Here is a 26,086-nt window from a genome sequence, read left to right as displayed (position 1 = left end):
TCCTTTTTACTACTAAATTAATTTTTGAGCAAGCCAAAAAAGTGACCCAGATAACAAAATTGAAATAGGTAAAGTAAGAACCCAGGTTAATGCAATATTTTTAATCGTTTTACTTTGCACTCCTCCACCATCGACAATCATCGTACCGGCAACAGATGAAGAAAGGACTTGTGTTGTCGATACAGGCATTCCTGTATAGCTTGCTATACCAATTGATAACGCTGTAGTAATTTGAGCTGAAACCCCTTGTGCATAAGTCATTCCCTTTTTACCAATCTTTTCACCAATAGTAATAGCTACTCGCCGCCAACCAATCATTGTGCCAACTGCAAGTGCTGAAGCTACTCCGATAATTATCCAAATTGGTGCATATTCAATTGTTTTTAATAAATCATTATTTAATGATTTTAGGTACTGTTTATCTTCTGCTGATACATTTGGTTGTTTAGCAACATGAGATACCGTATCAGATAAACATAATAAAATACGTCTAGTTTGAGAACGTTGATCTACATTAAGCGAACCATAATCGTTAATTTTATTGAACAAATTGTTAGCAATACTTAACGTAGTGAAGGATCGAGAATAATCACAATGATATTTATTTAAATCATTTTCAGGAGTTGCAGTATCAACTGCTGACTGTTTACCAATTACTGTATTGAGATCATCATTATGAGTGATAAAGTACTCTTCAATATTATGAATCGCATTTCTGGTATTGGTAATTTCATAGGTTGATGCCCCCATGTTAACAATAAAACCAGCGGGTGCAATGCCCATCAATACTAACATCAATAAACCAATACCTTTTTGCCCATCATTTGCGCCATGCGAGAAACTTACACCAGCGGCTGAAATAATAAGCATAATACGAATCCAAAATGGCGGTTTCTTTTTACCATATAGCTTTTCACGCTGTTCTGGTGTCATAAAAATTCGTTCTCTTTTTTTACTACGTTTCTTACCTTGACCTTTACGGGTCCAATATTTTCGTAATAAAAAAATCATTAATCCAGCGATAACAAGACCAACAATTGGTGAAATGATTAATGATAGAAAGATTTGTATCATTTTTGGAATATTAAGTGCATCAATGATTGATGTATCCATAATAAATGCATTGGCCAATGCAACACCAATAATTGCACCAATTAAAGTATGAGAACTAGAGGCAGGAATACCTACATACCAAGTACCCAAATTCCAAATGATAGCAGCAAATAAAATTGAAAAGACCATTGCAAGTCCATGAGAAGAACTTACATTAAGTAATAAATCAGTAGGTAAAAGGTGAACGATTGCATAAGCAACACTAAGCCCGCCAAGTAATACCCCAAAAAAGTTAAACATACCAGCCATAAAAACAGCGAGCTGTTCTTTTAATGCTCTAGTATATATTACTGTCGCAACTGCATTTGCGGTATCATGAAATCCATTAATTGCCTCATAAAAAAGAACAAAAAATAGCGCTAAAACTAGTAATATAATCGTAGAAAATTCTAAATCAGCAAATAGATGAAACATAATATATCTTTCTGTTGTTAATAGCGCTTCTATTATCCTTGAGAATAACCCAATGAGCAAAACAATTTTTATATTTTTCTTTTCGCGTAATGAGAAGCTAAAACAGCGCAGATCATTAATTGTACTTGATGGAAAATCATTAGCGGTAAAATTATTATGCCTGTTATAGACATAGGAAAAATTACACTAGCCATTGGAATACCACTCGCTAAACTTTTTTTAGAGCCACAAAATACAATAGTAATTTCATCCTCTTTGTTAAAACCCAAGAATCTCGAGCTATAAGTCGTAATCAATAACACTATAGTTAATAGGATTATTGAATATACAATGATTTCTAAAAGCGATAAAAAGCTGACTTTCGACCAAATACCATTAACCACTGCATCACTAAAAGCCACATAAACAACTAATAATATCGATATACGATCGGTCTTAGAAATTACACCTTTATATCTATCAACCCATTTACCAATAAAACGTCTTGATAAATGACCGACAATAAATGGCACCATCAGTTTAAGCATAATAGATTCAATGGCATCTAATATATTCATTGAAGCAGCAGCTTGAGTATGAATTAATAATCCAACTAATACCGGTGTGATAAAGACACCTAATAGGGTCGATGCAGAAGCACTACAGATTGCAGCAGCAACATTGCCTTTTGCAATTGATGTAAAAGCAATGGCTGACTGAACGGTAGCTGGTAGGACACAAAGATATACAAAGCCTAAATAAAGATCTTCTGATAAAAAAGTTGGAACCAGTACCTGCATCATCACCCCTAAAATAGGGAATACTACAAAGGTAGTAGTAAATATCAACAGATGCAATCGCCAATTTTTTATACCAACAATTATCGCATCAAACGACAGTTTTGCACCATGCATAAAAAACAATAGACCAATAGCAAAAGTTGTAAGATTTTCAAATAACACTTTTGCTTGTCCTTTACATGGAAAAATACTTGCTGTAGTCACAACGCAAATCAAAGTCAGCAAGAATGGATCAATTTTAAATCGTTGAAGTATATTCATGATATTAGCTTGATAAGTTAAAAAAATCGCCACATAAGTGGCGATTTAGCTAAAGTTATAATTTATTCCAAGAAACTTCTAAGAACATCAGATCGGCTAGGATGACGTAATTTACGTAATGCTTTAGCCTCAATTTGACGGATACGTTCACGCGTTACATCAAATTGTTTACCTACTTCTTCAAGAGTATGGTCTGTATTCATATCAATACCAAATCGCATACGTAAGACTTTTGCTTCACGTGGTGTTAGACCAGATAAAATATCACGTGTTGCACTACGTAAACTTTCCGATGTAGCTGCATCTAGTGGTTGCTCAAGTGCAGTATCCTCAATAAAATCACCTAAGTGTGAATCTTCATCATCACCGACTGGTGTTTCCATTGAAATTGGTTCTTTTGCGATTTTTAGTACTTTACGAATTTTCTCTTCAGGCATTTGCATGCGGTCAGATAACTCTTCTGGTGTTGGTTCACGCCCAATTTCCTGAAGCATTTGACGAGAAATACGATTTAGTTTATTAATTGTCTCAATCATATGCACAGGGATACGAATTGTTCTTGCTTGGTCAGCAATTGAACGAGTGATCGCTTGTCTAATCCACCACGTTGCATAGGTTGAGAATTTATACCCTCGGCGATATTCAAACTTATCAACCGCTTTCATCAATCCAATATTACCTTCTTGAATAAGGTCCAGGAACTGTAAACCACGATTAGTATACTTTTTAGCAATAGAGATAACTAAACGTAAGTTTGCTTCAACCATCTCTTTCTTGGCTCGACGAGCTTTAGCTTCACCAATAGACATTCTTCTATTAATATCTTTGATTTGTTCGATAGAAAGATTAGTTTCTGTTTCAATTTGCTGTAAAGCTTTAATTTGCTCTTCAATTGATGATTCAAATTCTTTTAATTTAGCAGCAAATGCACCTTTACCAGTACTCGCTTTTTTATACCAGTCCATGCTATTTTCATTGCCAGTAAAATGAGTCATAAACTGTTTTTTCGGCATTTTACATTGTTCAACACAAATTCGCATAATAATACGCTCATGAGATCTTACTCGATCCATCATGCTTCTCATATTATTAACAAGAATATCAAACTGCTTGCCAACTAATCGGAATTGTTTGAAAACTTCAGATAGATTTTCAATTTCTTGTTGTGCTTTTTTATGAGCACGTCCATATTTTTTAATTGCAGCAGAAGTTTTATCATGTTGCTCTTGTAATTCAGCAAATTTCGCTTTTGCTACTTCTGGATCGATAGAGACATCATCATCAGCTGAAGAATCGCTTTCTTCTTCACTTTCATCATCACTATCGTCGATATCAATCTCTTCTTCACCGTCTTCCAATTCTTCAGGAAGTTCTTCTTCTGACTCTTCAGCATTCGGATCGACAAAACCAGTAATAAGGTCGGACAAGCGAACTTCGCCGCTTTCGATTAAATTATATTGTTCTAAGAGATAAGTAATGGCTTCTGGATATTCAGATACTGAGGTTTGAACTTGATTAATCCCATCTTCAATACGTTTTGCGATATCAATTTCGCCTTCACGGGTTAATAGTTCAACCGCACCCATTTCACGCATATACATACGTACTGGGTCAGTAGTTCGACCTATTTCTGATTCTACATTAGATAAAACTAATGCTGTTGCTGCTTCAACTGCCTCTTCATCTGGAACATTATCTGAAAGTAATAATTCATCTGAGTCTGGAGCTTCTTCAAGTACTTGAATCCCCATATCATTGATCATTTGGATAATATCTTCAATCTGATCTGAATCAATGATTTCTTCAGGCAAGTGATCATTGACGTCAGCATAGGTCAGGTATCCCAGCTCCTTACCCCGTATAATTAGGAGTTTTAACTGTGATTGAGAATTTTGCTCCATAAAGTATCACCATTTAGTTATTCGGTCATGTGTATTATATGTGCAGAATAAAAAGTATTTTTCTACACATACCCTATATATTTAGTCTTTTTTTGATAAAACAAGTATTAGTGTCGCTAATTCTTTTTTCTCTGCGGTACTTAATCCGGAGACTCTCTCTTTTGCGATCAGTTCATCTTGCCTTTGGGCGAGTATATTATCATATAACTCTTTTAAAGTATTAGAAAAAATTGATTCTATTTCATCATCTTGGTAATGGTACTCCCAGGTTGCTAAACGACTTAGCTGTTTATAATATGGTCGGTTAATACATTCAGTTAATATTTGTGCTGTAGTTATATTTGGATATTGTTGGCATAATTCAAGTAGTTCAATAAATATATCAATTCCCGCTAAGTTAACTTGCCTCATAACGTTAATATCAGATACCATCTTAGCTAGATTTGGATATTGAAGTAACAAACCAATTAAAATCCGCATAGTGGTCAATTTCATTTTTGGCACAGGTGCTGAATCAATAGTTCTATTTTCGCTTATATTATTATTCGCGATTAATTGTTCAATTTGGGATAGATCCAATAGCCCCAAATAACGCCCTAATTTTTGAAGTAAGTTAAGTCTAAATACTTTTGCTTTTACCTGTTCAAGTAAAGGAATAGCAAGTGAACTCAATTTAGCTTTACCTTCAGCTGATTTTAAATCGACCTGTTTTAATAACTCATCGAACAAAAATTCAGATAAGTTAGGCGCCTTTTTTATGTAATCTTCAAAGCCATCTTTTCCAACTTTACGCACGTAACTATCTGGATCTTCATCTTGTGGTAAAAAAGCAAAAGTTATATCTTTACCATCAATCAAACAAGGTAGTAATACATTAAGCGCTCGCCATGCAGCATTTCGCCCGGCTTTATCACCATCGTAACAAAATATTACGGAATCTGTTGCTCTAAATAGAAGCTTAATATGCTCTTCTGATGTTGCTGTTCCTAAAGCAGCTACAGCGTAATCAATACCGTACTGTGCAAGAGAAACAACATCCATATAACCTTCAACAATTATTAATTGCTTTAAATTACGATTAGTTTCTTGAGCTTCATAAAGTCCATATAATTGAAAACCTTTATGAAAAATAGGAGTTTCAGGTGAATTTAGATATTTCGCCGACTCATTGAAGATCGTCCTTCCACCAAAAGCGATAACATTACCTTGTCTATCGCGAATCGGGAACATGATACGCCCACGAAAGCGATCATATCGATTACCTATATCGTTATTGACAGACATCCCTGCCTTGTCATATAGCACCACTTCATTTTCAGTCTTAACTATATTTTGAAAAGTTAGTTGTTTTGAATTAGGTGCATAACCGATTTTATACCTAGCTATAATCTCTGCGTTTAATCCACGTTGTTCAAGATACTTTTGAGCATCTACCGAAGTCGATAATGCTAATTGCTGCTGGTAGAAATCAGTTATTTTAGACATCAATGAATAAAGATCTCGACGAACATTACGAGATTCAATTTGCTTTGATGCATCAGCTTGATTATTTTCGTTATCCGTGTATGGAACACGGATTCCTTGCATACTAGCTATCTCTTCAATTGCCTCAGGAAAAGACAATCGCTCATATTGCATCAAAAAATTTACTGCAGATCCAGTAGCGCCACATCCAAAACAATAGTAAATCTGCTTTTTTTCGCTTAATGAGAAAGAAGCGGTTTTCTCATCATGAAAAGGACAACAACCAAAATAGTTATTTCCTTTTTTTTTCATTTTAACGCGCTTACCTATCACATCAAGGATATTTGTGCGGGCAAGCAAATCTAAAATAAAATCGCGAGGAATAAGACCTTTCATGATAAAATTCAACCATTTATGGCATTACACAAAGACAACAAGCCGTAGTAAAAGTACGGCTTGTTAAAATTTTTATATTAAAAAAATAAATAAATTAAATTTTCAGTATAAATATTAATATAGACGAGTGCGACGAGCGTTTTCTCTTTCTAATTTCTTAGCGTGGCGTTTAACAGCAGCTGCTTTTGCGCGTTTACGAATAGTTGTTGGTTTTTCGTAAAATTCACGGTTACGAACTTCAGCTAAAACTCCTGCTTTTTCGCAAGAACGTTTAAAACGACGTAATGCTACATCGAAAGGTTCATTTTCACGTACTTTAATTACTGGCATGTGCCTCTCACCTCAAATTTGGTTAATATCACAAGGGACTAAAAATTAGTGCGCAATTTTACCTCTAAATCATATAAGTTGTAAAGTAAAATATCGTATAATTACGACATAACAAATTATTTGCTAATCTTACTTTTGAGTCAGATAATAAGACCGTTTAATCAAAAATATAGGTATTTATATGTCATCAGTCTTTACCGGTCAATATCCCCAAAGACGATTACGTCGTAATCGTGCTCATGATTTTAGTCGTCGCCTAGTTGCAGAAAATCGTTTAACAGTTGATGATTTGATTTATCCAGTATTTATCGTTGAAGGGAAAAATATTATTCAATCTGTATCATCAATGCCCAATGTTAAAAGAATGAGCGTTGATGTATTAGTGAAAGAGGCAGAGCAAGTTGCCAAATTAGGCATTCCTATATTGTCTTTGTTTCCTGCTATTGAGCCTTCTCAAAAATCACTGTTAGCTGAAGAAGCTTATAACGAAAATGGATTAGTTCCTAAAGCAATTAGGGCACTAAAAAAAGAGTTACCAGAACTCGGAATTTTAAGTGATGTTGCACTCGATCCTTATACCACTCATGGCCAAGACGGTATTATTGATGATAGTGGTTATGTTTTAAATGATACATCTGTTAGTACTTTGGTTAAACAAGCATTAGTTCAAGCTCAAGCAGGTTCTGATATTATTGCACCCAGTGACATGATGGATGGTCGAATTGGCGCAATTCGTAATGGGCTTGAATCACATGATTTTATTAATACGCAAATAATGGCTTATTCAGCAAAATATGCCTCTAGCTTTTATGGACCATTTCGTGATGCTGTAGGTTCAGCAAAAAACATTAAAGGTGGTAATAAAAAAACCTATCAACTTGATCCGGCCAACGCTAATGAAGCATTACAAGAAATTTACCAAGATTTAAGTGAAGGTGCTGACATGGTAATGGTTAAGCCTGGGTTGCCTTACCTAGATATTGTTCGTAAAGTAAAAGACACTTTTGCGGTACCAACCTTTGCCTATCAAGTATCTGGAGAATATGCAATGTTGATGGCCGCAATTGGAAACGGTTGGTTAGATGAAAAATCTGTCATCATGGAATCATTACTCTGTTTTAAACGCGCGGGTGCAGATGGGGTTTTAACTTATTTTGCCAAACAAATAGCTCAATGGCTCAATAACCCAGAGCATTGATGGTTTTATCTGATTCATATCAATCGGCAACTTATCGCAGATTGATATGATCAATATTTAAATTTTCTTACCTCATCATTTTTTTCGAAGTAATCTGTTAATTTAAAAATAAAAATTCTGAAGAAAACTATATCTTTGACCTCCAATTTGCTAATATTTGTAAAGCTTATCTATAAGAAACGAATACAAATGAAATTCAAATTTATGCTCTAAACAGACTAAGATTGCAATAAAATACTGAAGTTGATTAAGCTTTTTTATTAGATATAAATAAAACTCTAACTCTAACATTAAGAGACTAATATTATGAAAAATTATATCTATCTATTCTTTTTGACTATTTTTTTATTAACGGGATGTGATAATCAAAAAAAGGCAGAAACAAATGCCGCCTCTAGTACAAGCAAAAATCAAGAGGCCCAAACTGAGAATAATGCTGTAAACAAAAATATAAATAATGAATTTAAATCCCAATCATCAATATTGGTAAGTAATAGTTATCTTTTTCATACCGAACCAGAACTCCTACCTCATAAAAAACTGATCAAACACCAAAAAATCCAAGGACCGACAGAAAAAACGATCAATTATAATGCTCAAGGTTATGTACAGAATTATGATCTTGAAGGTTTATATGGCGAAATAAACTATGATACAGCCAAATATATTTATGGCATGAAAGATGTTAGGAATAATTACGATGTTTCTTTTGACGATTCAAAAAATATTATTGGTATGAAAGATGATAATGGTGACATTGTTGCCATTAATGAATTTGATGAACAAGGTCATTTAGTTGAAACAACCTTATCCAACTTTGCCGATAATAATATTGTTTTTAATAGTAAAATTATTTATAACGGCGATCTGGTTGAACAAGTTTTATATAATGCTTATATAAAATCAGATGAACGAACTAAACTGCCCGTTTTAGTGAGAGAGAAAGATATAGTTTATAACACTAATAATCAGCTCGAAAAAACAATTACTAGAACATATAAATTATCAGCAAAAGGTAATGTAATCATCAATGATAAAAATGAACAAGAGTTAGAATCAACTGAGACTTGTACCTATTTCGCTTACAACGAAAATAACGACTGGACTAAAGCTGTTTGTGAAACAGTAGGAGAAGGTTCAAGTAAAATTGATTTAACCAGAACCATTGAATATTTATAAATTGTTAATTAAGTGAATATGATGAATTTTACTCACCAAACTCATCATATTCACGACAAAGTATAATTGTATCTTCAATCAAACGTCTTGCTATCGTGCCATATTCGGGTATTTTAGGTAATTGAGAATAATGATACCAATTTGCCTCGACTAACTCATTTTTATCGATAGTAATTTCACCACTCTCATAATCAGCTAAATAGGCCATCATCATGGAGTTAGGAAACGGCCAAGGTTGTGAACCAATATAACGAATATTTTTAATTTTTATTTTTGACTCTTCGTACACTTCTCGGGCAACCGTCATTTCCATTGTTTCACCAATCTCTGTAAAACCAGCTAAAACGGTATATAAATTTTCTTGATTATGCCTAACATGTTTTGCCAATAAAATTTTATTTTTATCTCGAATAGCAACGATAATTGAAGGGGAAATTTGTGGGTAATAACGTTGGTGACAATTACTGCATAAACAACACCACTCTGTTTTACTAATATGCATCTCATGACCACAATAACCACAATATTTATGAGAACGATAAAACTCAGACAATTGTACCGCCCTGCCAGCCATATTAAATAATGATTGATCAGCATTATTAAGTAAGGGGCGAATCGTTGACATAGAGTTTTTCATTTCTTGGCAAATCAACCAAGCGGTTTGCCCATTCCACTCACCAATTGGTTGAGCTAGTTTGTTGGTAAAACCTAATTCACTAGCAATACCATGAGGAACTTCGCCATTTGGCAACCATAATCGCCCATTTTGACTAACAAACCAATAACCTTTTTCGTTACCAATTAAATTAAATTGTTGTTGTATATTCATCACATCAATACCAAAAAATAACTATTAAAAAGGAGGATCTTAATCCTCCTTTTTGGCAATACTATTTCTTTTTCTTTTCGTGTAGACCTTTTTTCTCAAGCTCCCAGTAAATTATACGTTGCTGAGCAATCGTAAATAAATTACTTACAATATAGTATAAAACTAAACCTGATGGGAACCATAAGAAGAATACCGTAAAGATTAATGGCATATAAGTCATTAATTTTTGTTGTAAAGGATCGGTAACCGGTGTTGGTGACATCTTCTGAATTAAGAACATAGTTGCACCCATTAACAATGGGAAAACATAATATGGATCTTGTGCAGATAAGTCATGGATCCAAAGAGCGAATGGAGCATGACGTAGCTCAACCGTATTACCTAACATGTAAAATAATGACAAGAAGATAGGCATTTGAATCAATAATGGTAAACAACCACCAAGAGGATTAACTTTCTCTTGTTTATAAAGTGCCATTGTTTCCATACTCATTTTTTGTCTATCATCACCATAACGCTCTTTTAATGCTTGTAAACGAGGTTGCAATAACTTCATTTTAGCCATTGAACGATATTGTGCTCGTGTTAATGGGAATAAAATACCACGCACAATAAAAGTGATCACAATGATCGAAAAGCCCCAGTTTCCAATAAAACTATGGATAAATTTCAATAAGTAAAAGAGTGGTTGAGATAAGAACCATAACCAACCATAGTCAACGATTAAATCAAGATGATTAGCTGTTTCTTTTAATTCACTTTGAATTTCAGGACCTAACCATAATTTGGCATTAATTAATTTCGTTTCACCTGGTTGAATAACTGTTGTTTCACCTTTAAAACCAATTGTTGCTTGTGAATTGTTAGCTGTTGCACGTGAATAGAATAAATTATTTTGTTCCTGCGTAGGAATCCAAGCTGAAGCAAAATAGTGTTGCAACATAGCAATCCAGCCAGTTTCAGTTTTGACTTCTAAAGCATCATCTTTGATATCACTGAAACTATATTTACTATAATTAGTGTTGGCACTGGAATAAGCTGTACCGCGAAATGCGCTTAGTCCTAATCCGCCACCGCCTTCAGTAACGGCATCTTTAGGGAGTTCAATAGTCTGCTTCAACTGACCATACATTGATACTTCTAACGGATTTTGGGTTTGATTGTTCACGTCATACTGTACATCAACAGCATAATTACCACGATGTAAGATGTAATATTTAGTATAAGTTACACCATTAACTTGATAGGTAAATGGAACCTTCAACTCATCTTGACCATCAGCTAAAACATATTCAGATTGATCAGTTTGATATAATGGTCTTTTTGACCCTTGAGTTGCATTGTCTGGACCATCTTTACCTGTTAACCCACTTTCAGCAATGTAAATAAAATCAGGTTTAGAAGTAAGTAGTTGGAAAGGTGTACCTGAATGAAGAGACTGCTCATATTTCAACAATTGAGCAGATTGCACATCGCCACCATAGGTATTAACCGTTAATGACAATACATCAGATTTTATTGTGATAGTTTTACCTTGCACTGAATCCGCTGTTGAACTATCTTCACCTATTTGTTGTGTCAATTGGTTAGCAACTGGGGGTTTTGGTGCATGATCATCTACCCACGCTTTCCAAATCAGGAAAGAAACGAAAAGTAAAGCAATGACTAATATATTACGTTGAGATCCCATTAGTGTTTTTCTCTATTGGTTTTAGTTTTCTTAGGAGGAACAAAATCTTCACCTCCTTCATGTAAAGGGTGACATTTTAATACACGTTTGACCGTTAGCCAACCACCTTTTATCAATCCGAATCGCCTTAATGCGATTATGGCATACTGTGAACAGCTGGGAGTAAAGCGACATTTAGGACCAAATAACGGACTAATGATACGTTGATATAAACTAATAACAAAAATAAAAACATTAATAATCAAATATTTAACTGCATAAACATGCTGTTTGACAATTAATATTAATTTACTTAGTTTTTTTTGATGATTTGCTGACATAGTTTATCTAATGTCTCAACTAATTGTTGATTATTCAATTGTATAACAGGCTGTTTAGCCATCAAAATAAAATCGATATTAGGAAACTGATGTTGGTTGTGACGAAAATATTCTTTGACTAACCGTTTAATACGATTACGCTCATGGGCTCTTTTAACCTGTTTTTTAGCTATAGCAAAGCCTAATCTGGGATGACTTAGATTATTTTTACGTGTAACTAGAGTCAGGAAAGGCGAACCTGCACGAATAGATTCTTGAAATACATGATTAAAATCAAAGGGAGTTAACAAGCGTAACTCCCGAGGAAAAGTGAGTTTAGTCACTCAACTTTAAATTAGCTAGCAACAGTTAAACGAACACGGCCTTTAGCGCGACGGCGAGCAAGAACTTGACGACCGTTTTTAGTAGCCATACGAGCACGGAAACCGTGAGTTCTATTGCGTTTTAATACTGATGGTTGAAATGTGCGTTTCATGACGATTTATATCCAAATCTAATTTATCAACAAGTTGTAGAGTATAAACTCCACAGCATTAATTAAAGAGGTCCGAATTATAGAGTCTATTTTATTTTTCGTCAACGGGATTTTGAAACATAAATTGTAAGGACCTTTTCAAATTTCATTAATCACTAATAGCTAAAACTCGCTTACTTGCTTCACCACCAACTTCACGCGCTAATTTTGGAACTAAATAACCCGATAGTTTTTTTGTCAATTGCCGCATGATTTTTTTGGCCTCATCATCATCGACTAAAAAATGAGCCGCACCTTGTACTTTATCTAATAAATGGATGTAATAAGGTAAAATACCAATTGAAAATAACTTATTACTTAACTTCGCTAGCACATCAGCATCATCATTAATATTTTTTAATAAAACACTCTGATTTAGTACTGTTACCTCACTTTTCTTTAAATCTTTGATGGCATGAGCTACATTATTATCAATTTCATTCGGATGATTAATATGGGTAACTAACACAACTTGTAAACGTGTTTTTGCAAATAATCGACACAACTCAGAAGTAATACGATTAGGTATCACCACCGCTAAACGACTATGAATACGTAAACGCTTAATATGACGAAATTTCTCTAATTCAGCTATTAAAAAAGCTATTTCATGATCTTTTGCCATTAAAGGATCGCCCCCCGAAAGAATAATTTCATCAAGTTCGGTATGCTGTGCAATATACTCTAATGCGATACTAATATTCTTTTTGTTACTTTGATTATCATGATAAGGAAAATGTCGCCTAAAACAATAACGGCAATTAATCGCACAAGCAGTTTTAGTCATTAATAATGCGCGATTATGATATTTATGTAGTAATCCTGGAATATTGTTATGTTGCTCATCAAGAGGATCTTTAGTAAAACCCTGTACGTTTATTAATTCCTGTTCATCACAAAGTACTTGAAGCAGTAAAGGATCTTGAGGATCACCTTTTTTCATTCGATTTATAAAAGCCATAGGCACACGAAGTGGAAATTGCTTTCTTGCCTGTAACATGGGTAAAGAAATTTCCTCAGAATCTAAATCCAGACAATGATAAAGCTTTTTGATATCTGTCACTACATTAGCGAGATCAAAAATCCACTCATCTTTATTTGGTTGTTCAACATTTTGCTGTATAATATGGCTCATTTTTGTAATTCAGAATGATAGTTGGAGCTTTTATGGCATCTTATAGTACTAATGAGTTTAAAGCTGGTCTTAAAATAATGCAAGATGGCGAGCCGTGTGTAATTGTTGAAAATGAATTTTACAAGCCAGGTAAAGGACAAGCAATTAACCGTGTAAAAATTAAAAAATTACTTTCTGGTAAAACTGTTGATAAAACATTTAAATCAGGAGAATCTGTTGAAGCGGCTGATGTCGTTGATATGAACTTAACTTATCTTTATACCGATGGTGAGTTTTGGCATTTTATGAATAATGATACATTTGAACAACTTTCTGCTGATGCAAAAGCTGTAGGTGACAATGCTAAATGGCTAGTCGATCAAGCGGAATGTATTTTAACCTTATGGAATGGTCAACCAATTGCTGTTACTCCACCAAACTTTGTTGAATTAGAAGTTATTGAAACTGATCCAGGATTAAAAGGTGATACAGCGGGAACTGGTGGTAAACCAGCTACATTATCAACTGGTGCAGTTGTACGTGTTCCTTTATTTGTGCAAATTGGTGAAGTACTTAAAGTTGATACACGTTCAGGTGAATACGTTTCTCGCGTTAAATAGTAATTCATCAAAATAATTATTTAAATAATGAGGTCGATATGACCTCTTTTTTTAAGTAAAAAAATTTAAGTTAAATTTTTGAGTTGAGGAACGGGGTTTTTGAGTTAAACATCTGCAAAAATTTTTCATTTATTTGGTAATTAAAAATCAAAATTTAAATTTATTTAGCCCCGATATAATTAAGCTGTCGCCATGACTCATAAACAACTACTGCAACTGAATTAGACAGATTCATACTTCGGCTATTAGCAACCATTGGAATCCGAATTTTTCTATCTTGCGGCAATGCATCAAGAATTTTTGCTGGTAAACCTCTCGTTTCTGGACCAAACATCAAAAAGTCAGCTGATTTATAATTTACTTCACTGTGTGGTTTTTGACCTTTTGTCGTTAAGGCATAAACTTGAGAAGCTAAATCAAGTTGGTTCTCATCTAAAAAGCACTCAATATTTTTATAACGTTTTACATCAACAAATTCTTGATAATCTAATCCTGCTCGTCTCAATTTTTTATCATCCCAATAAAATCCCATTGGCTCAATAATATGTAAATTAAAACCAGTGTTAGCACACAAACGAATGATATTACCAGTATTAGCAGGAATTTCAGGTTCAAATAAAACAATATTTAAAGATGCATCTGACACAATTATTTCTCTTAGCTGTTAATATTTTTGAAGAGGTAATACTATCACAATTCTAAGTCCACCTAAGTGGCTTTTCTCTGCTTTAACAGTGCCATTATCTCGAGTAATAGCGTTAGAAACAATGGCTAAACCTAAACCTGTGCCACCTGACTCACGATCACGAGCTTCATTAGTACGATAAAACGGTCTGAATATTTGCTCTAACTCACTATCAGCAACACCTGGCCCATCATCATCAATAGTGATAATTGCAGTTTGTTGTTGAATAACAAAATTAACATCAATTCGCTGATTTGAATAACGAAATGCATTCCTTACTACATTTTCAAGCGCGCTACATAACGCCGTTGGATAACACAAAATTGTATTATTAGTTGGGGGAGTAAGAATTGAAAATTGTTTTGAAATTTGATTAGCTTCAAAAGTCGCATTATCTAAAACATTTTTAAATAATTCATCTAACTGTTTATATTCACGAACTTCGTTATTATCATGCTGATTCCTTGCTAATGACAATAAATCACCAATCATTGAATCAAGTTTTATCGCTTCATCACTTATTCGTAAAACTTCGTTACTTTCACCTTGTTTACGACGTAGCAGTGAAGTTGCTAATTGCAATCGAGTTAATGGTGTCCGCAATTCGTGAGAAATATCAGAAAACAATTGTTGCTGTAACTCTTGCATCCTTTTCAACTCTCTAAGCATGCGGTTAAAACTTGCCCCCACTGCTTTATATTCATACGATCCAACTTTTTCGAGTTCAGGCCACTGTTGTAGATTACCTTTGGCTACTTGCTCAGCAGCCAACCGCAATCCACGTGCTGGCCTAGCAATACTCCAAGATAGCCACAACAAGAATGGCGTACTTGCCAACATGGTTAATGTCAAAAGCAAGAAAGGATGATCAAATATTAAATTAACAAATTGAGACTGAATATCCGATGCAGGTTGTAATAAAAATAATTGATAGTCTTCATTAGCATAATGAAGCAAGAAAGGACCAATAATTTCTTGGTTATCATAGATTTTCTTAGCTGGATCATCAACATCGTGGGATTTTTCACTAAAACTTTTTACTAAATCAATATTATTAGTATCTGCTGTGATAATTTGTTGATTGGGTGTAACAATAAATAATAGTTGCCCAGCCTTTTGATGATTATCCATTACAACAATGAATCTCATCCACCAACGGAAACTATCTTTAGGTATCTTGGTTAAATCTTTTTCGATTTCTTTAGCCAGTAGATTGCCACTTTCTTTATCTTTATTGGCTAAATAGGTTAAATTTCGGGAGTCTAGCTTTGGCAAGGCCATTACCAGAATAAGAAAGAAAGCAATAGTAAGTAAGAATATTGTGAAAATTCTAATTGTTAGGCGATCAAAGATCCACATATACTCTTACCATATGAAGAAATAGCTAGTTTTGTAATACATCATCATTTTGATCTACAACAAACAGATATCCTTTTGAACGTAATGTTTTAATCCATGGTAAACCATCGCTACGAGGAGGAAGTTTTTTACGCAAATTAGAAACATGAACATCAATTGAACGAGCTAAAGGTAAAAATTCTTTACCTAATACGTTTTCGCTTAAATCATCTCTTGAAATGATTTTTCCAGCATTTTCAAGTAGTTGCAATAATATTTGGAATTCAGTACCCGTTAATTCAATATATTTATCATCAAATGAAACAGATTGCTGTTTTCGATTAACGGTAAGTTTATCAATGGTATATTGAACTGACTTCTCACCAGAAGTTACAGCCATATTATCCCAACGTTTCCTACGTAATAATGCGTTGATACGAGCAATAAGCTCCCGATCATTAAATGGCTTTAAGATATAATCATCAGCACCAAGCTCAAGCCCAATAATTTTATCAAATTCGTTATCTTTAGCTGTTAAGAAAATTACTGGAACGGTATATTTATTTCTCAGTTGAGATAATACACTTAGCCCATTCATTTCTGGCATCATAATATCAAGTAATATTAGGTCAATGCTACTATCAAATTTATCTAAAGCCTGAACACCATTATTAGCTATTACGACTTCAAATCCTTCTAATTCTAATAATTCACATAACATTGAGGCAATTTCTGGATCATCATCAACTACGAGCAATTTGTTCATTACTACCCTCATTAATTAAGAAATTTATAACTTTTATATTGGTTTTTGATTATTGTAAATTTATTTTATATTTTTAAAAATATTATATAGATAAAATGAAAGAATGTCGTAAATAATTGTTAAGATTTATAGTTTAAACACTTTTATATTACTAAATCCTTGTTCAATAAGATAAAGTGCTTGTAATTTACTCATAATACCTTTAGCACAATACAATAAATATTGTTTTGATTGATCTAGATCGCCAAATTGCGTCGCCAATTTATAAAAAGGGATGAGCTTAACATCGACATTTTCAATTTCTAATGGGTTATCCTCTTGTTCCTCTGGTGAACGAATATCAATTATAATTTGATTCTCTTCTAATGTTGAAACCATATCGACTTGTGTAATTGTGTTGTCAGTCTGTTTAGCAATTTCACGAATATCAATATTTTCGGCTTCTTCAACTGCTTTATCTAATATAGAGAAATCAAAATGTTGTTCTTCCTCTTCTATTTTCTCTTTCACCGCTTTTACAGTAGGATTTTTTGATATCACACCACAAAATTCTGGCATTGTCTTAGCGATATCTTCAGTACCGATTTGACGAGCAAGGTTAATTATAGTTTCTTTATCATACGTTATTAGTGGACGTAAAACTAAAGTATCACTCACATTATCGATCAAACGTAAATTAGTTAAAGTTTGGCTTGATACTTGCCCCAATGCCTCGCCAGTAATCAACGCTTCAACATTATAACGTCGAGCAACCATTGAAGCAGCACGAATCATCATCCGTTTTAAAATAACGCCCATTTGCCCATCGTCAATTTTCTCAAGAATCTCACCTACTACATTCGAAAAATCAATGGCGATAAAACGAACTTTATGAGAAGAACCAAATCTCTTCCACAAATAATGAGCCATTTGTTTAACGCCAATTTCATGAGTTTTTCCACCTAAATTAAAGAAGCAATAGTGGACTCGGCAACCTCGTCGAATAAACATATAGCTCGACACACCAGAATCAAATCCGCCAGAAATAAGAGAAATAACATCTTCTTGAGTTCCTGTAGGAAAACCACCAATTCCTGCATGGCGCTCTTTAACTAATAATAGCTTATCTTTATCTATCTCAAGATTAACTGTTACATCCGGACGGGTTAATTTTACTTTAGCTGTCGAAACATGTTGATTTAGCCCACCACCAACATAACGCTCTACATCAATTGAAGTAAACTCATGCTTACCACGACGTTTTACTCTGACACAAAATGTTTTATTCTCAATTAAAGGGGCAAAATGATTAAACGCTTTTTCATATATATCATGCAGATCGACAAAACTAAGCTCCTCAACTACTAATATATGGTGAATACCAGGAATTCGAGTTAATAGTTCTAAGATTTGACTTTCACTATTTACAACTTTAGGGCGAACTTCAATAAAATCCCAATGACGAATAACTGCAACATCATCAATTGAATGTTTTAAAATATTACGGATATTGCTCGTTAATATTTTAATAAAACGTAAACGAACAGATTCACTTTTGATCGTGATTTCAGGAAAAAGTTTAACTATAAATTTCATACAACAGAATTTGCGAGACTAAAAATGGCGACATTATACTTATTTTTCCCTAAAAACGTACAATTGATTATGATAAATACAGAAAATAACAAAATATACTTGCTTGTTGCTCACTCTTTCGCTAATATTTCGCATCAATAAATTCTGTTCTATAACATAAAATTGACAGGTTGAAATGTACGAACTATTAATTATAGGTTATTTAATTATCGCACTTGCGATAATCGTTTTAGTGTTAATACAGCGCGGAAAAGGTGCTGACATGGGCTCGTCTTTTGGTGCGGGTGCATCTGCGACTCTATTTGGCTCATCAGGTAGTGGAAACTTCCTTACACGTACAACGACAATATTAGGTGTATTATTCTTTGCATTAAGTATTATTTTGTCTAATATTGGTAGCTCAAAAACAACTAATATCAGCGATGATTTCAAAAATGTTGGCGATAATACAACTACACAGCAAAGTACAGAAGACTCGAACAGTAATAGGCAAGTAATTCCAACTACTGATCCAGTTATACAGCCACAGAGTATTAATCCGACTTCAGATATTCCAGAATAAAAACGGCGCCGTGGTGGTGAAATTGGTAGACACGCTATCTTGAGGGGGTAGTGCTCTAAGGGCATGCGGGTTCAAGTCCCGCCCACGGCACCAATTCAATATTCAGTAACATTATTTAAAATTCTTTAAACCACATCAAAACCTGAATAAACAAGGCTCAAAGCCTGTTTTGCTATTTCGTAAGCATCAGTAAGATACATTTACAACAAAAAAATAATGGGGGTATATTTGGGGGTAGGATAAAGTGCCTTTATAATTAGATACCCCCAAAGGTGAAAAATGGCTATTAAAACTACCCCTTTGACTGATACACAAATAAAAGCATTAAAAGCCAATAGTAAGGATAAAAAGTATTTTGATGGTGGAGGTCTTTTTTTGTTAGTCAAATCGTCAGGAGCTAAATTATGGCGATTTAAATATAAAAAACCCATATCAAATAAAGAGACATTATTATCTTTTGGTAAATATCCAGAAGTTTCGCTACAACAAGCGCGAAAACAACGCGAGGAAGCACGCGAATTAATTAAGCAAGGCATAGACCCCCAAGAACATAAAGCGGAACAAGAACAACTTAAGCAAGAAGCAATCTGCAATACATTCTACTCCATGGCTGAACGGCAATAAAGCGCATGGGTTACAAAGATAAATTAGTCGCGCATGGATTGAGATCGTTAGCAAGTACTACCTTAAATGAACAGGGCTTTAATTATGACGTAATAGAAAGCGCATTATCGCGCGTTGATAAGAACGCAGTTAGGCGAACTTATAACCGAGCAGAATACGAACAACAAAAAAGAATCATGCTTGACTGGTGGGGTGACTTTGTCGAGCAAGCCAGTAAAGGGAATGTCTCACTATCAGGTAACCGCAATTTAAAGCTAGTTAATCATTAATTATACCGCGTTACATATCCTACCTCATATTTGAGTTACGCTTTCAATTATTAATAAGATCCACTCCTCAAATGTGAGTGTTGCTTTTTCAAATATTACCCTTTACATATGCCAGTTATTAAACTGTTTTTTATACTTACTCCCCTATTATTCTTAACTTTTCATTAAAAGTGTTCACTACTATTTGCATTCAAATATAATCTTAATCCTATAGTTATCAAATTGATTTATATAATATTATTAAACAGCTATTAATATAGTGAAAATGAATAAATAAAATTTAAAAAAATTATTTCAATTCGCGGTGCTGGTGCAGCACAAAAATGAGGGTAAGGGGTGTGAAAGATTAGAGTTATAGAAATTTACTTCCCCTCCCTACTTGGCTTGAAGAATTTAAGGACATGTTAGAAGCAATATTATTACTTTGATTGCATGAGGTGTTTTTATAAATAACACTTTTAATTAACATAACTACATCTAGACTGATTAGAATTATAATTTTTGTTAGCCCATAAAAATAAGACTGATGAATTGTTATACACAAAGGTAAGCACGGAAAACATACTTAATAAATGCGAACTAAATATTGCTTACTTGAGGGTTGTTTTTCAAAACAATTATTCACAATAAAAATAGGTATACACTCAGGTATCGAGTAAAAAGGCTTTAAAATAATGGATACTAATGGAAGTCATTGCTTAAGTAAATCATTCCTTGATTATAAATGTATATTGAAAGTATATGATTATGCAATAAGTATATTACTATCCTGAGATTGGTTAAGAAATAAATTGTTATACTTTATTGGAGCTATACTTATGCAGAAAGAGTTTTATGAGTATGATCGATATGTAACCATTTTTCACTATAATAAATGGGACAAATTTTTTACACATAAAGAAGATAATTACTATCAACAAAAAGGGATTGGACTTCCTACAAACTCAACTGATATAGAATTACCAAGTCAAGAATTACCAAAGGGACAGATATATGTTTTTGAAAATGATCAATGGATTGTAAAAGAGGATATATTCCCCAGAACTAATTTGATTGAAGAAAATTATATTTACAATAAGGAATGTTCAATAAAACAATTTCAAATTGAATCATATAGTTTTCTTCAAATGCCAAAATATGAAGAAATAGAGAGATTTACCAATCCAGAATTGCAGTCTTTAATGATTGTTAATAAGCATTTATTAATTCAACACGAATTTATAGATATTGTAAAATTTCATGAAGAAAATATAAAAAATTTACAAAATCCATATCAACTAACGCAACAAGAACAAAATCCATTAATTCTTTATAGGTTAAAAACAGAAGGATTAATACTTTCCATTAGAAGCTTATTTGATGAGCTGGTTCAATTGACATATGTTACTTGTTATAAAAGCCTATTCAAGGCAAGAAACAAAATTGAAGTGGATTGTATAGGAGACCTATTTTCAACTAAAAAAGATAACATTTATCCGCTTTGTAAACAGATTATCATTGGTAATGGTATTGATTATTATGAAGATAATACTGAGTTTTTAAAAACCATTAACAATCTTTTTAATTCAATTAAGCATAGCGTTCTTCATTATGAGGCAATGTTATTATATTCAGATATTCCTAATGTTGTTTCTTATTATAAAAAAAGTAATGATTTCTCAAAAAATGATGTTCTATTTTTTAATCACTCCTTATCTCAAATAATGTTTGGATTTCAAAGTAATTTTAAAAGAATCATTAACAATCAAAAAAAGTACTTGCTTAGTACAAAATAATTAAATGTATACAAACACAGTGCTATAATGTAGCTAACTGAATATTATAATATTATTTGCATCTAGGCTGATCCCCGAATATTCGCAACTCTAGCGAACTGGCGCAAATTTCTATTAGGGGCGTGAGGAATGTAAATGGTTAGTTTTGCTAAGATGGGAGTATTCGAGCAAGCTGTAAAATTACCTATAATCGAAACAAAAGAGCTTGCTTTATTATTATGTGGTTTAGAACCATATATGAAAATAAAAGACATACCAGCAGAAATGATAGCAGACTTTAAAGCTTATAAAAATCATATTGAACGGTGCTTATATGCGTTAGATTTACGTTATCGTAACAACGTTCATGCAGATATAATGTTTGTTATTGCTTACCCATTACTTGATGAAAATAATACGCCAGAACCAGTTAAAAAACGTGCTTTAACAGCCATGATTAGATTAACAAGAACACAAAAATGGAGAGAAATGTTAAACACGATAGGCGGTGATGAATTATTAGAAATTGGAATTGAATTATCTAAAAGCCAGAGAGGGCAATATAAGAAAGATGAAGAACAGGTAAACATTTATAAAATGACAGGCATTTTATTAAAATTATTAGCCAAGAAACAAGGTAATGCTTATGGTACTGTAGATAATCCTAATATAGCTACAATAAAAAAAGAAATTGATGAATTAGCAAAAGCTCATAATTTGAGTTTAAATGGATTATCCAAATCATCATTTTATGAAAAAGCAAAAGTAGCACTTTCTTATACATTAGATTAGCATTTCAACTCAAATGACCTACGGCTTAGAAGTCCGTTGGTCATCCCTTTCTATTATTAGCTATCTTATTGAAAATAAAATTATTTAATATATCCGAATTATTCTATTTATCTATTTATGCCTTAAATAAAATAAAAATTTATAAAAAAACGTGAAAGATTATAAACGACCGATAACGCTCTACAACGATTATGTACTATTTATTCCAAGATTATTCAATTAATTAATTGTTTTTATTAATATTATCATCGGTCAAGTTATTGGCGGAATATGTATTATTTTGGCGGAATTATAAATATTTTAAAGTAATTCCTATCTTAATGGATGACTAAGTATTTATACAGTAATATAGTGTCAAATACTGATAAATTGAGGAGATAATTAATGAATAACAACATTCTATCCAAAAAAGAAGTAAAAACCTTACTTCACTTCATAAGTGACACTAGCCTTTATAGGCTAGAACAGAAAGATGAAACCTTTCACCAAAAAATCAGAATAGGTTTACGCCGTGTTGGCTATCGAGCAGATGAAATTTATTCTTGGCTTGAATCTCGCAAAGTAAAACATCGCGAGGTGACATAATGGAGATAAAGCAAAACCCTTTATATGACGAAATAGTAAAGGGCTTCGATTGGAACTTAGACGCCTCCAATCATAGCCAATCTTGCTATAAGTGTCTACATAAAAAGATAACCATTTAGTTAATTATTTAAGAACAAAGCGCATTTTTGCGCTGACGGTATCCCCTTGCCTAAATTTAGCTAAATGGGGGATTTTCTGACACATTAGGAGTTATAGAAAATGACAGATTTTAATAATTTAGTACCAGTAACAGAAACGCAATTAAACGGCAAATTACAGCAAACAGTTAGCGCAAAGGATTTGCATAATTACTTAAACGTAGGAAATGATTTTTTAACCTGGATAAAGGGAAGAATAAAAGAATATGGGCTTATTAACAATGATGATTTTTTAATCTTTGATTCATCAGAATTTAGGAATCAAAGCACAAATAACGAGCAACAAATAAAATGGACAAGTGAGCGAGGTGGAGATCGTAAAAGTACAGATTACATCCTGACAATCGGAACCGCTAAAGTATTAGCAATGATTGAAAACAACGAAAAAGGTAGAGCAATAAGAAAGTACTTTATTCGTTGTGAACAACATCTTAAGGAAATTGAGCCTGTAATCGAAAAGAAAGAGCTCAAGCGGTTAAAAGCACGCATTGAGGTGGCAGATTATACCCGTCCTATGCGTGATGCATTAACTTTACAAAGGCTATCACAGGGTAAAAAGACTAAAACATATCACTACACTAATGAATTTAATATGATTAATAGTATTGTGCTTGGTATGACTGCGAAGGATTTTAGAAAAGTACATAATATCACTGGTGATATTCGCGATTATCTTAATGAACAGCAGCTTAATCACCTAGCCTACCTAGAAAAATCAAATATTACACTAATTGATATGGGGTGGGATTACGAAAAACGAAAACCAGAGCTTATCAAGCTATCAAAAAACTATATGATTCGGTTATTGGGCGATGAAGCATTATGTCCTTAAAAGCTAATTTAAACAATTTGAAAGCCCTAGCAATAGGGCTATCTATATCCCATAAATAATTACTTAGTAGATCATTATGGCACGATTCACGCTATCCAAAAGGTGAAATTTTTCTTCTTAGTTGGCAATGAAGATTTTTCTACTATCAATAGCCAATCAGATAGCTACTTTTTGGGAATAATTTAATTTTTCGACATTTTGGCAAGCAAACTTTAGTTTTTATTGCAAAAATCCTCTTATATCCCATATGAGATTTTTATCTATGAGGGCTTAGCCACAGGGATTTCGATAGCGGAATTTAAACAACAATCTGTTGTTATATCAGCCATTGAAGCAGGTAATCTTATTCATGTCGCTAACTCTATCCGTGAAATAAATCCTACCTCTAAAATCATCATAGCAGGCGATAATGATATAGGTAATGACAAAAACACAGGTAAAGAAAAAGCGATAGAAACAGCTCAAGCAATTAATGGCTATTACTTAATACCTGATACCGATTTCAAAGCTGATTGGGACGATTTCAGGCAACAATTTGGACTCGAGAAAACCTTAGCTTCATTTAATGCAAACCTTATAAAACCTGAGTTATAAAACTTGTCAAAATTTGTCACACAAAATTATGACATGTTGAGAAATGCTAAGGTAAAAAAAGAATTATCAGGCATGAATTTATCGCAAATGGCATCCACTCAACGCACTAACCTGATAAGAAATAAACTCGCGATTAAACGCGAATCTGATCATTTTGTGGATTTTTGTAGTTATCTTGATGTCCTTGATTATCCCAATGGGATGTTAATCGGCAATTAAGGCATAATACCATTTAATCCAAAGAAATATTGCTAGCATACTTATATTGAGTATGTCCAAAACACAGAGCATAATAATCCACTGTCCTTAAGTGGTTTTGGTACTTCATTAAATTACGTGATAAATGAAAATAGAAAGACCTATATCAAAAAAAGAACTAATACAGGTATAAAAACTAATTCAGAAATAAACTTAAACATAAGCAAAGACTAGTTACCAAGAGCAGAAGAACCTAGTTAGTTGTTATTATTTGTTATAATATAAACCGCTTAATTTGAGCGTTTTTTATTTATAAGGAAATTTAGATATGAAAAAAATAAAAATCTTTGGTAAAGAATTCAAATTAACAAGCTCTTTTAAGGAATTATTACCAGAATTAGATAACACCATAATATATACTGATAAATTTATTGAGGCAATTAGAAATTTAGGCGTGTGTATTTTAATAGCTACAATTCTAGCGTCCTTTTTACCACATTCTTTAGGAAACTTCATATTTACTCCATTATTGTTGGTTACCTGTTTCATATGGTCTATTAATGTTTTTTTTAAATGTATAAAGTTTTATATAAAAAGAAAAAATATTGATATGGACAAAGAAAGATCATTTGTAAATCTTTTCATAATTTCTGTAGTAATTACGGGAATTTTTTTCATTTTGTTAATGTTTGCATTAATTCCATCTTTGCAAACAATTGTTCGTATTCTTTCAACACGTAATTAAAACAAAAGGTGTACACTTGCATAAAAATTCATACAACATAAAATCAATTGTTAATCAAATGTTGTATCTAATGCTAGTGAAAACTAGTGTACGCTGTTGCGCTAAGTGTTCACTAGCTTGAAGCCTTATAAGGAAAGAGGGTTGAAAAATGCGCGTATACTTGTGAATACTTTTTTATAAAATTTTATTTTTATGGGCGGATGGGTAAATTTCCACAGATTTTAGTCATCCAAACCGCTCGCCCTCTTTCATTTTAACGCTAACCCGATTTTTTTAATTTTTATGCTTTTTGTAGAAGGATAATAATATCTAATTTATGGGGTCATTTTTCATTTTGGGGGTACAAATGGGGGTACGCAAAACAAATAAAAAAGCATCAACCTTTATCACAAAATATTAAAAAGATGCTTTTCAAGTCCCGCCCACGGCACCAATTCAATATTCAGTAACATTCTTTAAAATTCTTTAAACCACATCAAAACCTGAA

At 33.0% G+C, this 26,086-nt stretch carries 27 protein-coding genes, 1 tRNA gene and 1 pseudogene; 14 read left to right on the top strand and 15 right to left on the bottom strand.

The window, feature by feature from the left end:
* Positions 1–12 precede the first annotated feature (12 nt).
* The 5 genes from pitA to rpsU all read right to left on the bottom strand — a co-directional run bounded on the left by pitA (position 13) and on the right by rpsU (position 6,658).
* Positions 13–1,527, bottom strand: a complete 1,515-nt coding sequence (gene pitA, locus A9G07_RS08400) for an inorganic phosphate transporter PitA (protein ID WP_065562346.1) — start codon at positions 1,525–1,527, stop codon at positions 13–15.
* Positions 1,528–1,595: 68 nt separating this feature from the next.
* On the bottom strand, positions 1,596–2,567 hold the full coding sequence (locus A9G07_RS08395; RefSeq protein WP_065734831.1) for a bile acid:sodium symporter family protein: 972 nt from the start codon (positions 2,565–2,567) through the stop codon (positions 1,596–1,598).
* Between the two features lie 62 nt (positions 2,568–2,629).
* Positions 2,630–4,468, bottom strand: coding sequence for an RNA polymerase sigma factor RpoD (gene rpoD, locus A9G07_RS08390; protein ID WP_065562347.1), 1,839 nt, complete (start codon positions 4,466–4,468; stop codon positions 2,630–2,632).
* 81 nt (positions 4,469–4,549) lie between these two features.
* Positions 4,550–6,328 carry a DNA primase gene (gene dnaG / locus A9G07_RS08385; protein WP_065734800.1) on the bottom strand — a complete coding sequence of 593 codons (1,779 nt, stop codon included), beginning with the start codon at positions 6,326–6,328 and terminating at the stop codon, positions 4,550–4,552.
* 114 nt (positions 6,329–6,442) lie between these two features.
* Positions 6,443–6,658 (bottom strand): 30S ribosomal protein S21, encoded by a 216-nt coding sequence (gene rpsU, locus A9G07_RS08380; RefSeq protein WP_034882800.1) that lies wholly within the window; start codon positions 6,656–6,658, stop codon positions 6,443–6,445.
* Positions 6,659–6,839: 181 nt separating this feature from the next.
* Here rpsU and hemB point away from each other — a divergent pair, with 181 nt between their 5' ends.
* Positions 6,840–7,856 carry a porphobilinogen synthase gene (hemB, locus tag A9G07_RS08375; RefSeq protein ID WP_065734799.1) on the top strand — a complete coding sequence of 339 codons (1,017 nt, stop codon included), beginning with the start codon at positions 6,840–6,842 and terminating at the stop codon, positions 7,854–7,856.
* A gap of 306 nt (positions 7,857–8,162) precedes the next feature.
* A complete protein-coding gene (locus A9G07_RS08370) occupies positions 8,163–9,035 on the top strand; it encodes a hypothetical protein (protein WP_065562350.1) in 873 nt (290 codons plus the stop codon).
* A 28-nt stretch (positions 9,036–9,063) separates the two neighbouring features.
* Here the strand turns inward: A9G07_RS08370 and nudC are convergent, their stop codons facing one another.
* The 6 genes from nudC to epmB form a co-directional block, all read right to left on the bottom strand.
* The gene (gene nudC / locus A9G07_RS08365) at positions 9,064–9,864 is read right to left on the bottom strand and encodes an NAD(+) diphosphatase (RefSeq protein ID WP_065562351.1); all 801 of its coding nucleotides are present in this window, start codon (positions 9,862–9,864) and stop codon (positions 9,064–9,066) included.
* Between the two features lie 61 nt (positions 9,865–9,925).
* Positions 9,926–11,554 (bottom strand): membrane protein insertase YidC, encoded by a 1,629-nt coding sequence (gene yidC, locus A9G07_RS08360; RefSeq protein WP_065734798.1) that lies wholly within the window; start codon positions 11,552–11,554, stop codon positions 9,926–9,928.
* On the bottom strand, positions 11,554–11,874 hold the full coding sequence (gene yidD, locus A9G07_RS08355) for a membrane protein insertion efficiency factor YidD (protein ID WP_081303400.1): 321 nt from the start codon (positions 11,872–11,874) through the stop codon (positions 11,554–11,556). Before yidD ends, yidC begins: the two co-directional genes overlap by 1 nt.
* Positions 11,847–12,197 carry a ribonuclease P protein component gene (gene rnpA, locus A9G07_RS08350; protein ID WP_065562353.1) on the bottom strand — a complete coding sequence of 117 codons (351 nt, stop codon included), beginning with the start codon at positions 12,195–12,197 and terminating at the stop codon, positions 11,847–11,849. The genes yidD and rnpA overlap by 28 nt, the downstream gene beginning before the upstream one ends.
* An 11-nt stretch (positions 12,198–12,208) precedes the next feature.
* Positions 12,209–12,349, bottom strand: a complete 141-nt coding sequence (rpmH, locus tag A9G07_RS08345; protein ID WP_025314679.1) for a 50S ribosomal protein L34 — start codon at positions 12,347–12,349, stop codon at positions 12,209–12,211.
* Positions 12,350–12,497: 148 nt separating this feature from the next.
* Positions 12,498–13,523, bottom strand: coding sequence for an EF-P beta-lysylation protein EpmB (epmB, locus tag A9G07_RS08340; protein WP_065562354.1), 1,026 nt, complete (start codon positions 13,521–13,523; stop codon positions 12,498–12,500).
* A 32-nt stretch (positions 13,524–13,555) separates the two neighbouring features.
* On the opposite strand from epmB, the gene efp reads away from it, so the two are divergent.
* Positions 13,556–14,122 (top strand): elongation factor P, encoded by a 567-nt coding sequence (gene efp / locus A9G07_RS08335; protein ID WP_034882790.1) that lies wholly within the window; start codon positions 13,556–13,558, stop codon positions 14,120–14,122.
* Between the two features lie 160 nt (positions 14,123–14,282).
* Here efp and trmL read toward each other — a convergent pair whose 3' ends face one another.
* The 4 genes from trmL to thiI form a co-directional block, all read right to left on the bottom strand.
* Entirely contained in the window at positions 14,283–14,768 is a 486-nt protein-coding gene (gene trmL / locus A9G07_RS08330) for a tRNA (uridine(34)/cytosine(34)/5-carboxymethylaminomethyluridine(34)-2'-O)-methyltransferase TrmL (protein WP_141673912.1), read from the bottom strand.
* Between the two features lie 18 nt (positions 14,769–14,786).
* The gene (gene cpxA / locus A9G07_RS08325; protein WP_141677497.1) at positions 14,787–16,160 is read right to left on the bottom strand and encodes an envelope stress sensor histidine kinase CpxA; all 1,374 of its coding nucleotides are present in this window, start codon (positions 16,158–16,160) and stop codon (positions 14,787–14,789) included.
* Positions 16,161–16,191: 31 nt separating this feature from the next.
* Entirely contained in the window at positions 16,192–16,911 is a 720-nt protein-coding gene (locus tag A9G07_RS08320) for a response regulator (RefSeq protein WP_065734796.1), read from the bottom strand.
* Between the two features lie 126 nt (positions 16,912–17,037).
* Positions 17,038–18,486, bottom strand: coding sequence for a tRNA uracil 4-sulfurtransferase ThiI (gene thiI, locus A9G07_RS08315; RefSeq protein WP_065734795.1), 1,449 nt, complete (start codon positions 18,484–18,486; stop codon positions 17,038–17,040).
* Positions 18,487–18,661: 175 nt separating this feature from the next.
* On the opposite strand from thiI, the gene secG reads away from it, so the two are divergent.
* From secG to A9G07_RS08265, 11 genes and pseudogenes are all read left to right on the top strand, one after another.
* The gene (secG, locus tag A9G07_RS12145; RefSeq protein ID WP_065734794.1) at positions 18,662–19,048 is read left to right on the top strand and encodes a preprotein translocase subunit SecG; all 387 of its coding nucleotides are present in this window, start codon (positions 18,662–18,664) and stop codon (positions 19,046–19,048) included.
* Between the two features lie 7 nt (positions 19,049–19,055).
* A tRNA-Leu gene (locus A9G07_RS08305) sits at positions 19,056–19,141 on the top strand.
* A gap of 186 nt (positions 19,142–19,327) precedes the next feature.
* Positions 19,328–19,672 carry an integrase arm-type DNA-binding domain-containing protein gene (locus A9G07_RS12220; protein ID WP_065734793.1) on the top strand — a complete coding sequence of 115 codons (345 nt, stop codon included), beginning with the start codon at positions 19,328–19,330 and terminating at the stop codon, positions 19,670–19,672.
* A pseudogene (locus tag A9G07_RS12215) lies at positions 19,666–19,941 on the top strand (integrase); the annotation flags it as partial. The gene A9G07_RS12220 and the pseudogene A9G07_RS12215, both read left to right, overlap by 7 nt.
* 818 nt (positions 19,942–20,759) lie before the next feature.
* Entirely contained in the window at positions 20,760–21,716 is a 957-nt protein-coding gene (locus A9G07_RS08290) for a hypothetical protein (RefSeq protein ID WP_065734791.1), read from the top strand.
* A 135-nt stretch (positions 21,717–21,851) separates the two neighbouring features.
* Entirely contained in the window at positions 21,852–22,487 is a 636-nt protein-coding gene (locus A9G07_RS08285; RefSeq protein ID WP_065734790.1) for a hypothetical protein, read from the top strand.
* A 384-nt stretch (positions 22,488–22,871) separates the two neighbouring features.
* Positions 22,872–23,072, top strand: coding sequence for a helix-turn-helix transcriptional regulator (locus A9G07_RS08280; protein WP_065734789.1), 201 nt, complete (start codon positions 22,872–22,874; stop codon positions 23,070–23,072).
* A 219-nt stretch (positions 23,073–23,291) separates the two neighbouring features.
* Positions 23,292–24,062: an antA/AntB antirepressor family protein gene (locus A9G07_RS08275; RefSeq protein WP_065734788.1), complete on the top strand. Its 771-nt coding sequence runs from the start codon at positions 23,292–23,294 to the stop codon at positions 24,060–24,062.
* Positions 24,063–24,284: 222 nt separating this feature from the next.
* Positions 24,285–24,656 carry a toprim domain-containing protein gene (locus A9G07_RS08270; RefSeq protein WP_065734787.1) on the top strand — a complete coding sequence of 124 codons (372 nt, stop codon included), beginning with the start codon at positions 24,285–24,287 and terminating at the stop codon, positions 24,654–24,656.
* A gap of 264 nt (positions 24,657–24,920) precedes the next feature.
* A complete protein-coding gene (locus A9G07_RS12210) occupies positions 24,921–25,088 on the top strand; it encodes a primase-like DNA-binding domain-containing protein (RefSeq protein ID WP_081303399.1) in 168 nt (55 codons plus the stop codon).
* A gap of 94 nt (positions 25,089–25,182) precedes the next feature.
* A complete protein-coding gene (locus A9G07_RS08265; protein WP_065734786.1) occupies positions 25,183–25,599 on the top strand; it encodes a hypothetical protein in 417 nt (138 codons plus the stop codon).
* Positions 25,600–26,086: the final 487 nt, after the last annotated feature.

Source organism: Gilliamella sp. wkB72, from assembly GCF_001693745.1.
Taxonomy (GTDB): domain Bacteria; phylum Pseudomonadota; class Gammaproteobacteria; order Enterobacterales; family Orbaceae; genus Gilliamella; species Gilliamella apicola_E.
This window is presented reverse-complemented; position numbering and strand designations above follow the sequence as displayed.

Excerpts from the sequence above, each read along its gene's own strand:
- pitA (WP_065562346.1), bottom strand. The coding sequence starts at position 1,527 with ATGTTTCATCTATTTGCTGATTTAGAATTTTCTACGATTATATTACTA.
- A9G07_RS08395 (WP_065734831.1), bottom strand. The coding sequence starts at position 2,567 with ATGAATATACTTCAACGATTTAAAATTGATCCATTCTTGCTGACTTTG.
- rpoD (WP_065562347.1), bottom strand. The coding sequence starts at position 4,468 with ATGGAGCAAAATTCTCAATCACAGTTAAAACTCCTAATTATACGGGGT.
- dnaG (WP_065734800.1), bottom strand. The coding sequence starts at position 6,328 with ATGAAAGGTCTTATTCCTCGCGATTTTATTTTAGATTTGCTTGCCCGC.
- rpsU (WP_034882800.1), bottom strand. The coding sequence starts at position 6,658 with ATGCCAGTAATTAAAGTACGTGAAAATGAACCTTTCGATGTAGCATTA.
- hemB (WP_065734799.1), top strand. The coding sequence starts at position 6,840 with ATGTCATCAGTCTTTACCGGTCAATATCCCCAAAGACGATTACGTCGT.
- A9G07_RS08370 (WP_065562350.1), top strand. The coding sequence starts at position 8,163 with ATGAAAAATTATATCTATCTATTCTTTTTGACTATTTTTTTATTAACG.
- nudC (WP_065562351.1), bottom strand. The coding sequence starts at position 9,864 with ATGAATATACAACAACAATTTAATTTAATTGGTAACGAAAAAGGTTAT.
- yidC (WP_065734798.1), bottom strand. The coding sequence starts at position 11,554 with ATGGGATCTCAACGTAATATATTAGTCATTGCTTTACTTTTCGTTTCT.
- yidD (WP_081303400.1), bottom strand. The coding sequence starts at position 11,874 with ATGTCAGCAAATCATCAAAAAAAACTAAGTAAATTAATATTAATTGTC.
- rpmH (WP_025314679.1), bottom strand. The coding sequence starts at position 12,349 with ATGAAACGCACATTTCAACCATCAGTATTAAAACGCAATAGAACTCAC.
- epmB (WP_065562354.1), bottom strand. The coding sequence starts at position 13,523 with ATGAGCCATATTATACAGCAAAATGTTGAACAACCAAATAAAGATGAG.
- efp (WP_034882790.1), top strand. The coding sequence starts at position 13,556 with ATGGCATCTTATAGTACTAATGAGTTTAAAGCTGGTCTTAAAATAATG.
- A9G07_RS08320 (WP_065734796.1), bottom strand. The coding sequence starts at position 16,911 with ATGAACAAATTGCTCGTAGTTGATGATGATCCAGAAATTGCCTCAATG.
- thiI (WP_065734795.1), bottom strand. The coding sequence starts at position 18,486 with ATGAAATTTATAGTTAAACTTTTTCCTGAAATCACGATCAAAAGTGAA.
- secG (WP_065734794.1), top strand. The coding sequence starts at position 18,662 with ATGTACGAACTATTAATTATAGGTTATTTAATTATCGCACTTGCGATA.
- A9G07_RS12220 (WP_065734793.1), top strand. The coding sequence starts at position 19,328 with ATGGCTATTAAAACTACCCCTTTGACTGATACACAAATAAAAGCATTA.
- A9G07_RS08290 (WP_065734791.1), top strand. The coding sequence starts at position 20,760 with ATGCAGAAAGAGTTTTATGAGTATGATCGATATGTAACCATTTTTCAC.
- A9G07_RS08285 (WP_065734790.1), top strand. The coding sequence starts at position 21,852 with ATGGTTAGTTTTGCTAAGATGGGAGTATTCGAGCAAGCTGTAAAATTA.
- A9G07_RS08280 (WP_065734789.1), top strand. The coding sequence starts at position 22,872 with ATGAATAACAACATTCTATCCAAAAAAGAAGTAAAAACCTTACTTCAC.
- A9G07_RS08275 (WP_065734788.1), top strand. The coding sequence starts at position 23,292 with ATGACAGATTTTAATAATTTAGTACCAGTAACAGAAACGCAATTAAAC.
- A9G07_RS08265 (WP_065734786.1), top strand. The coding sequence starts at position 25,183 with ATGAAAAAAATAAAAATCTTTGGTAAAGAATTCAAATTAACAAGCTCT.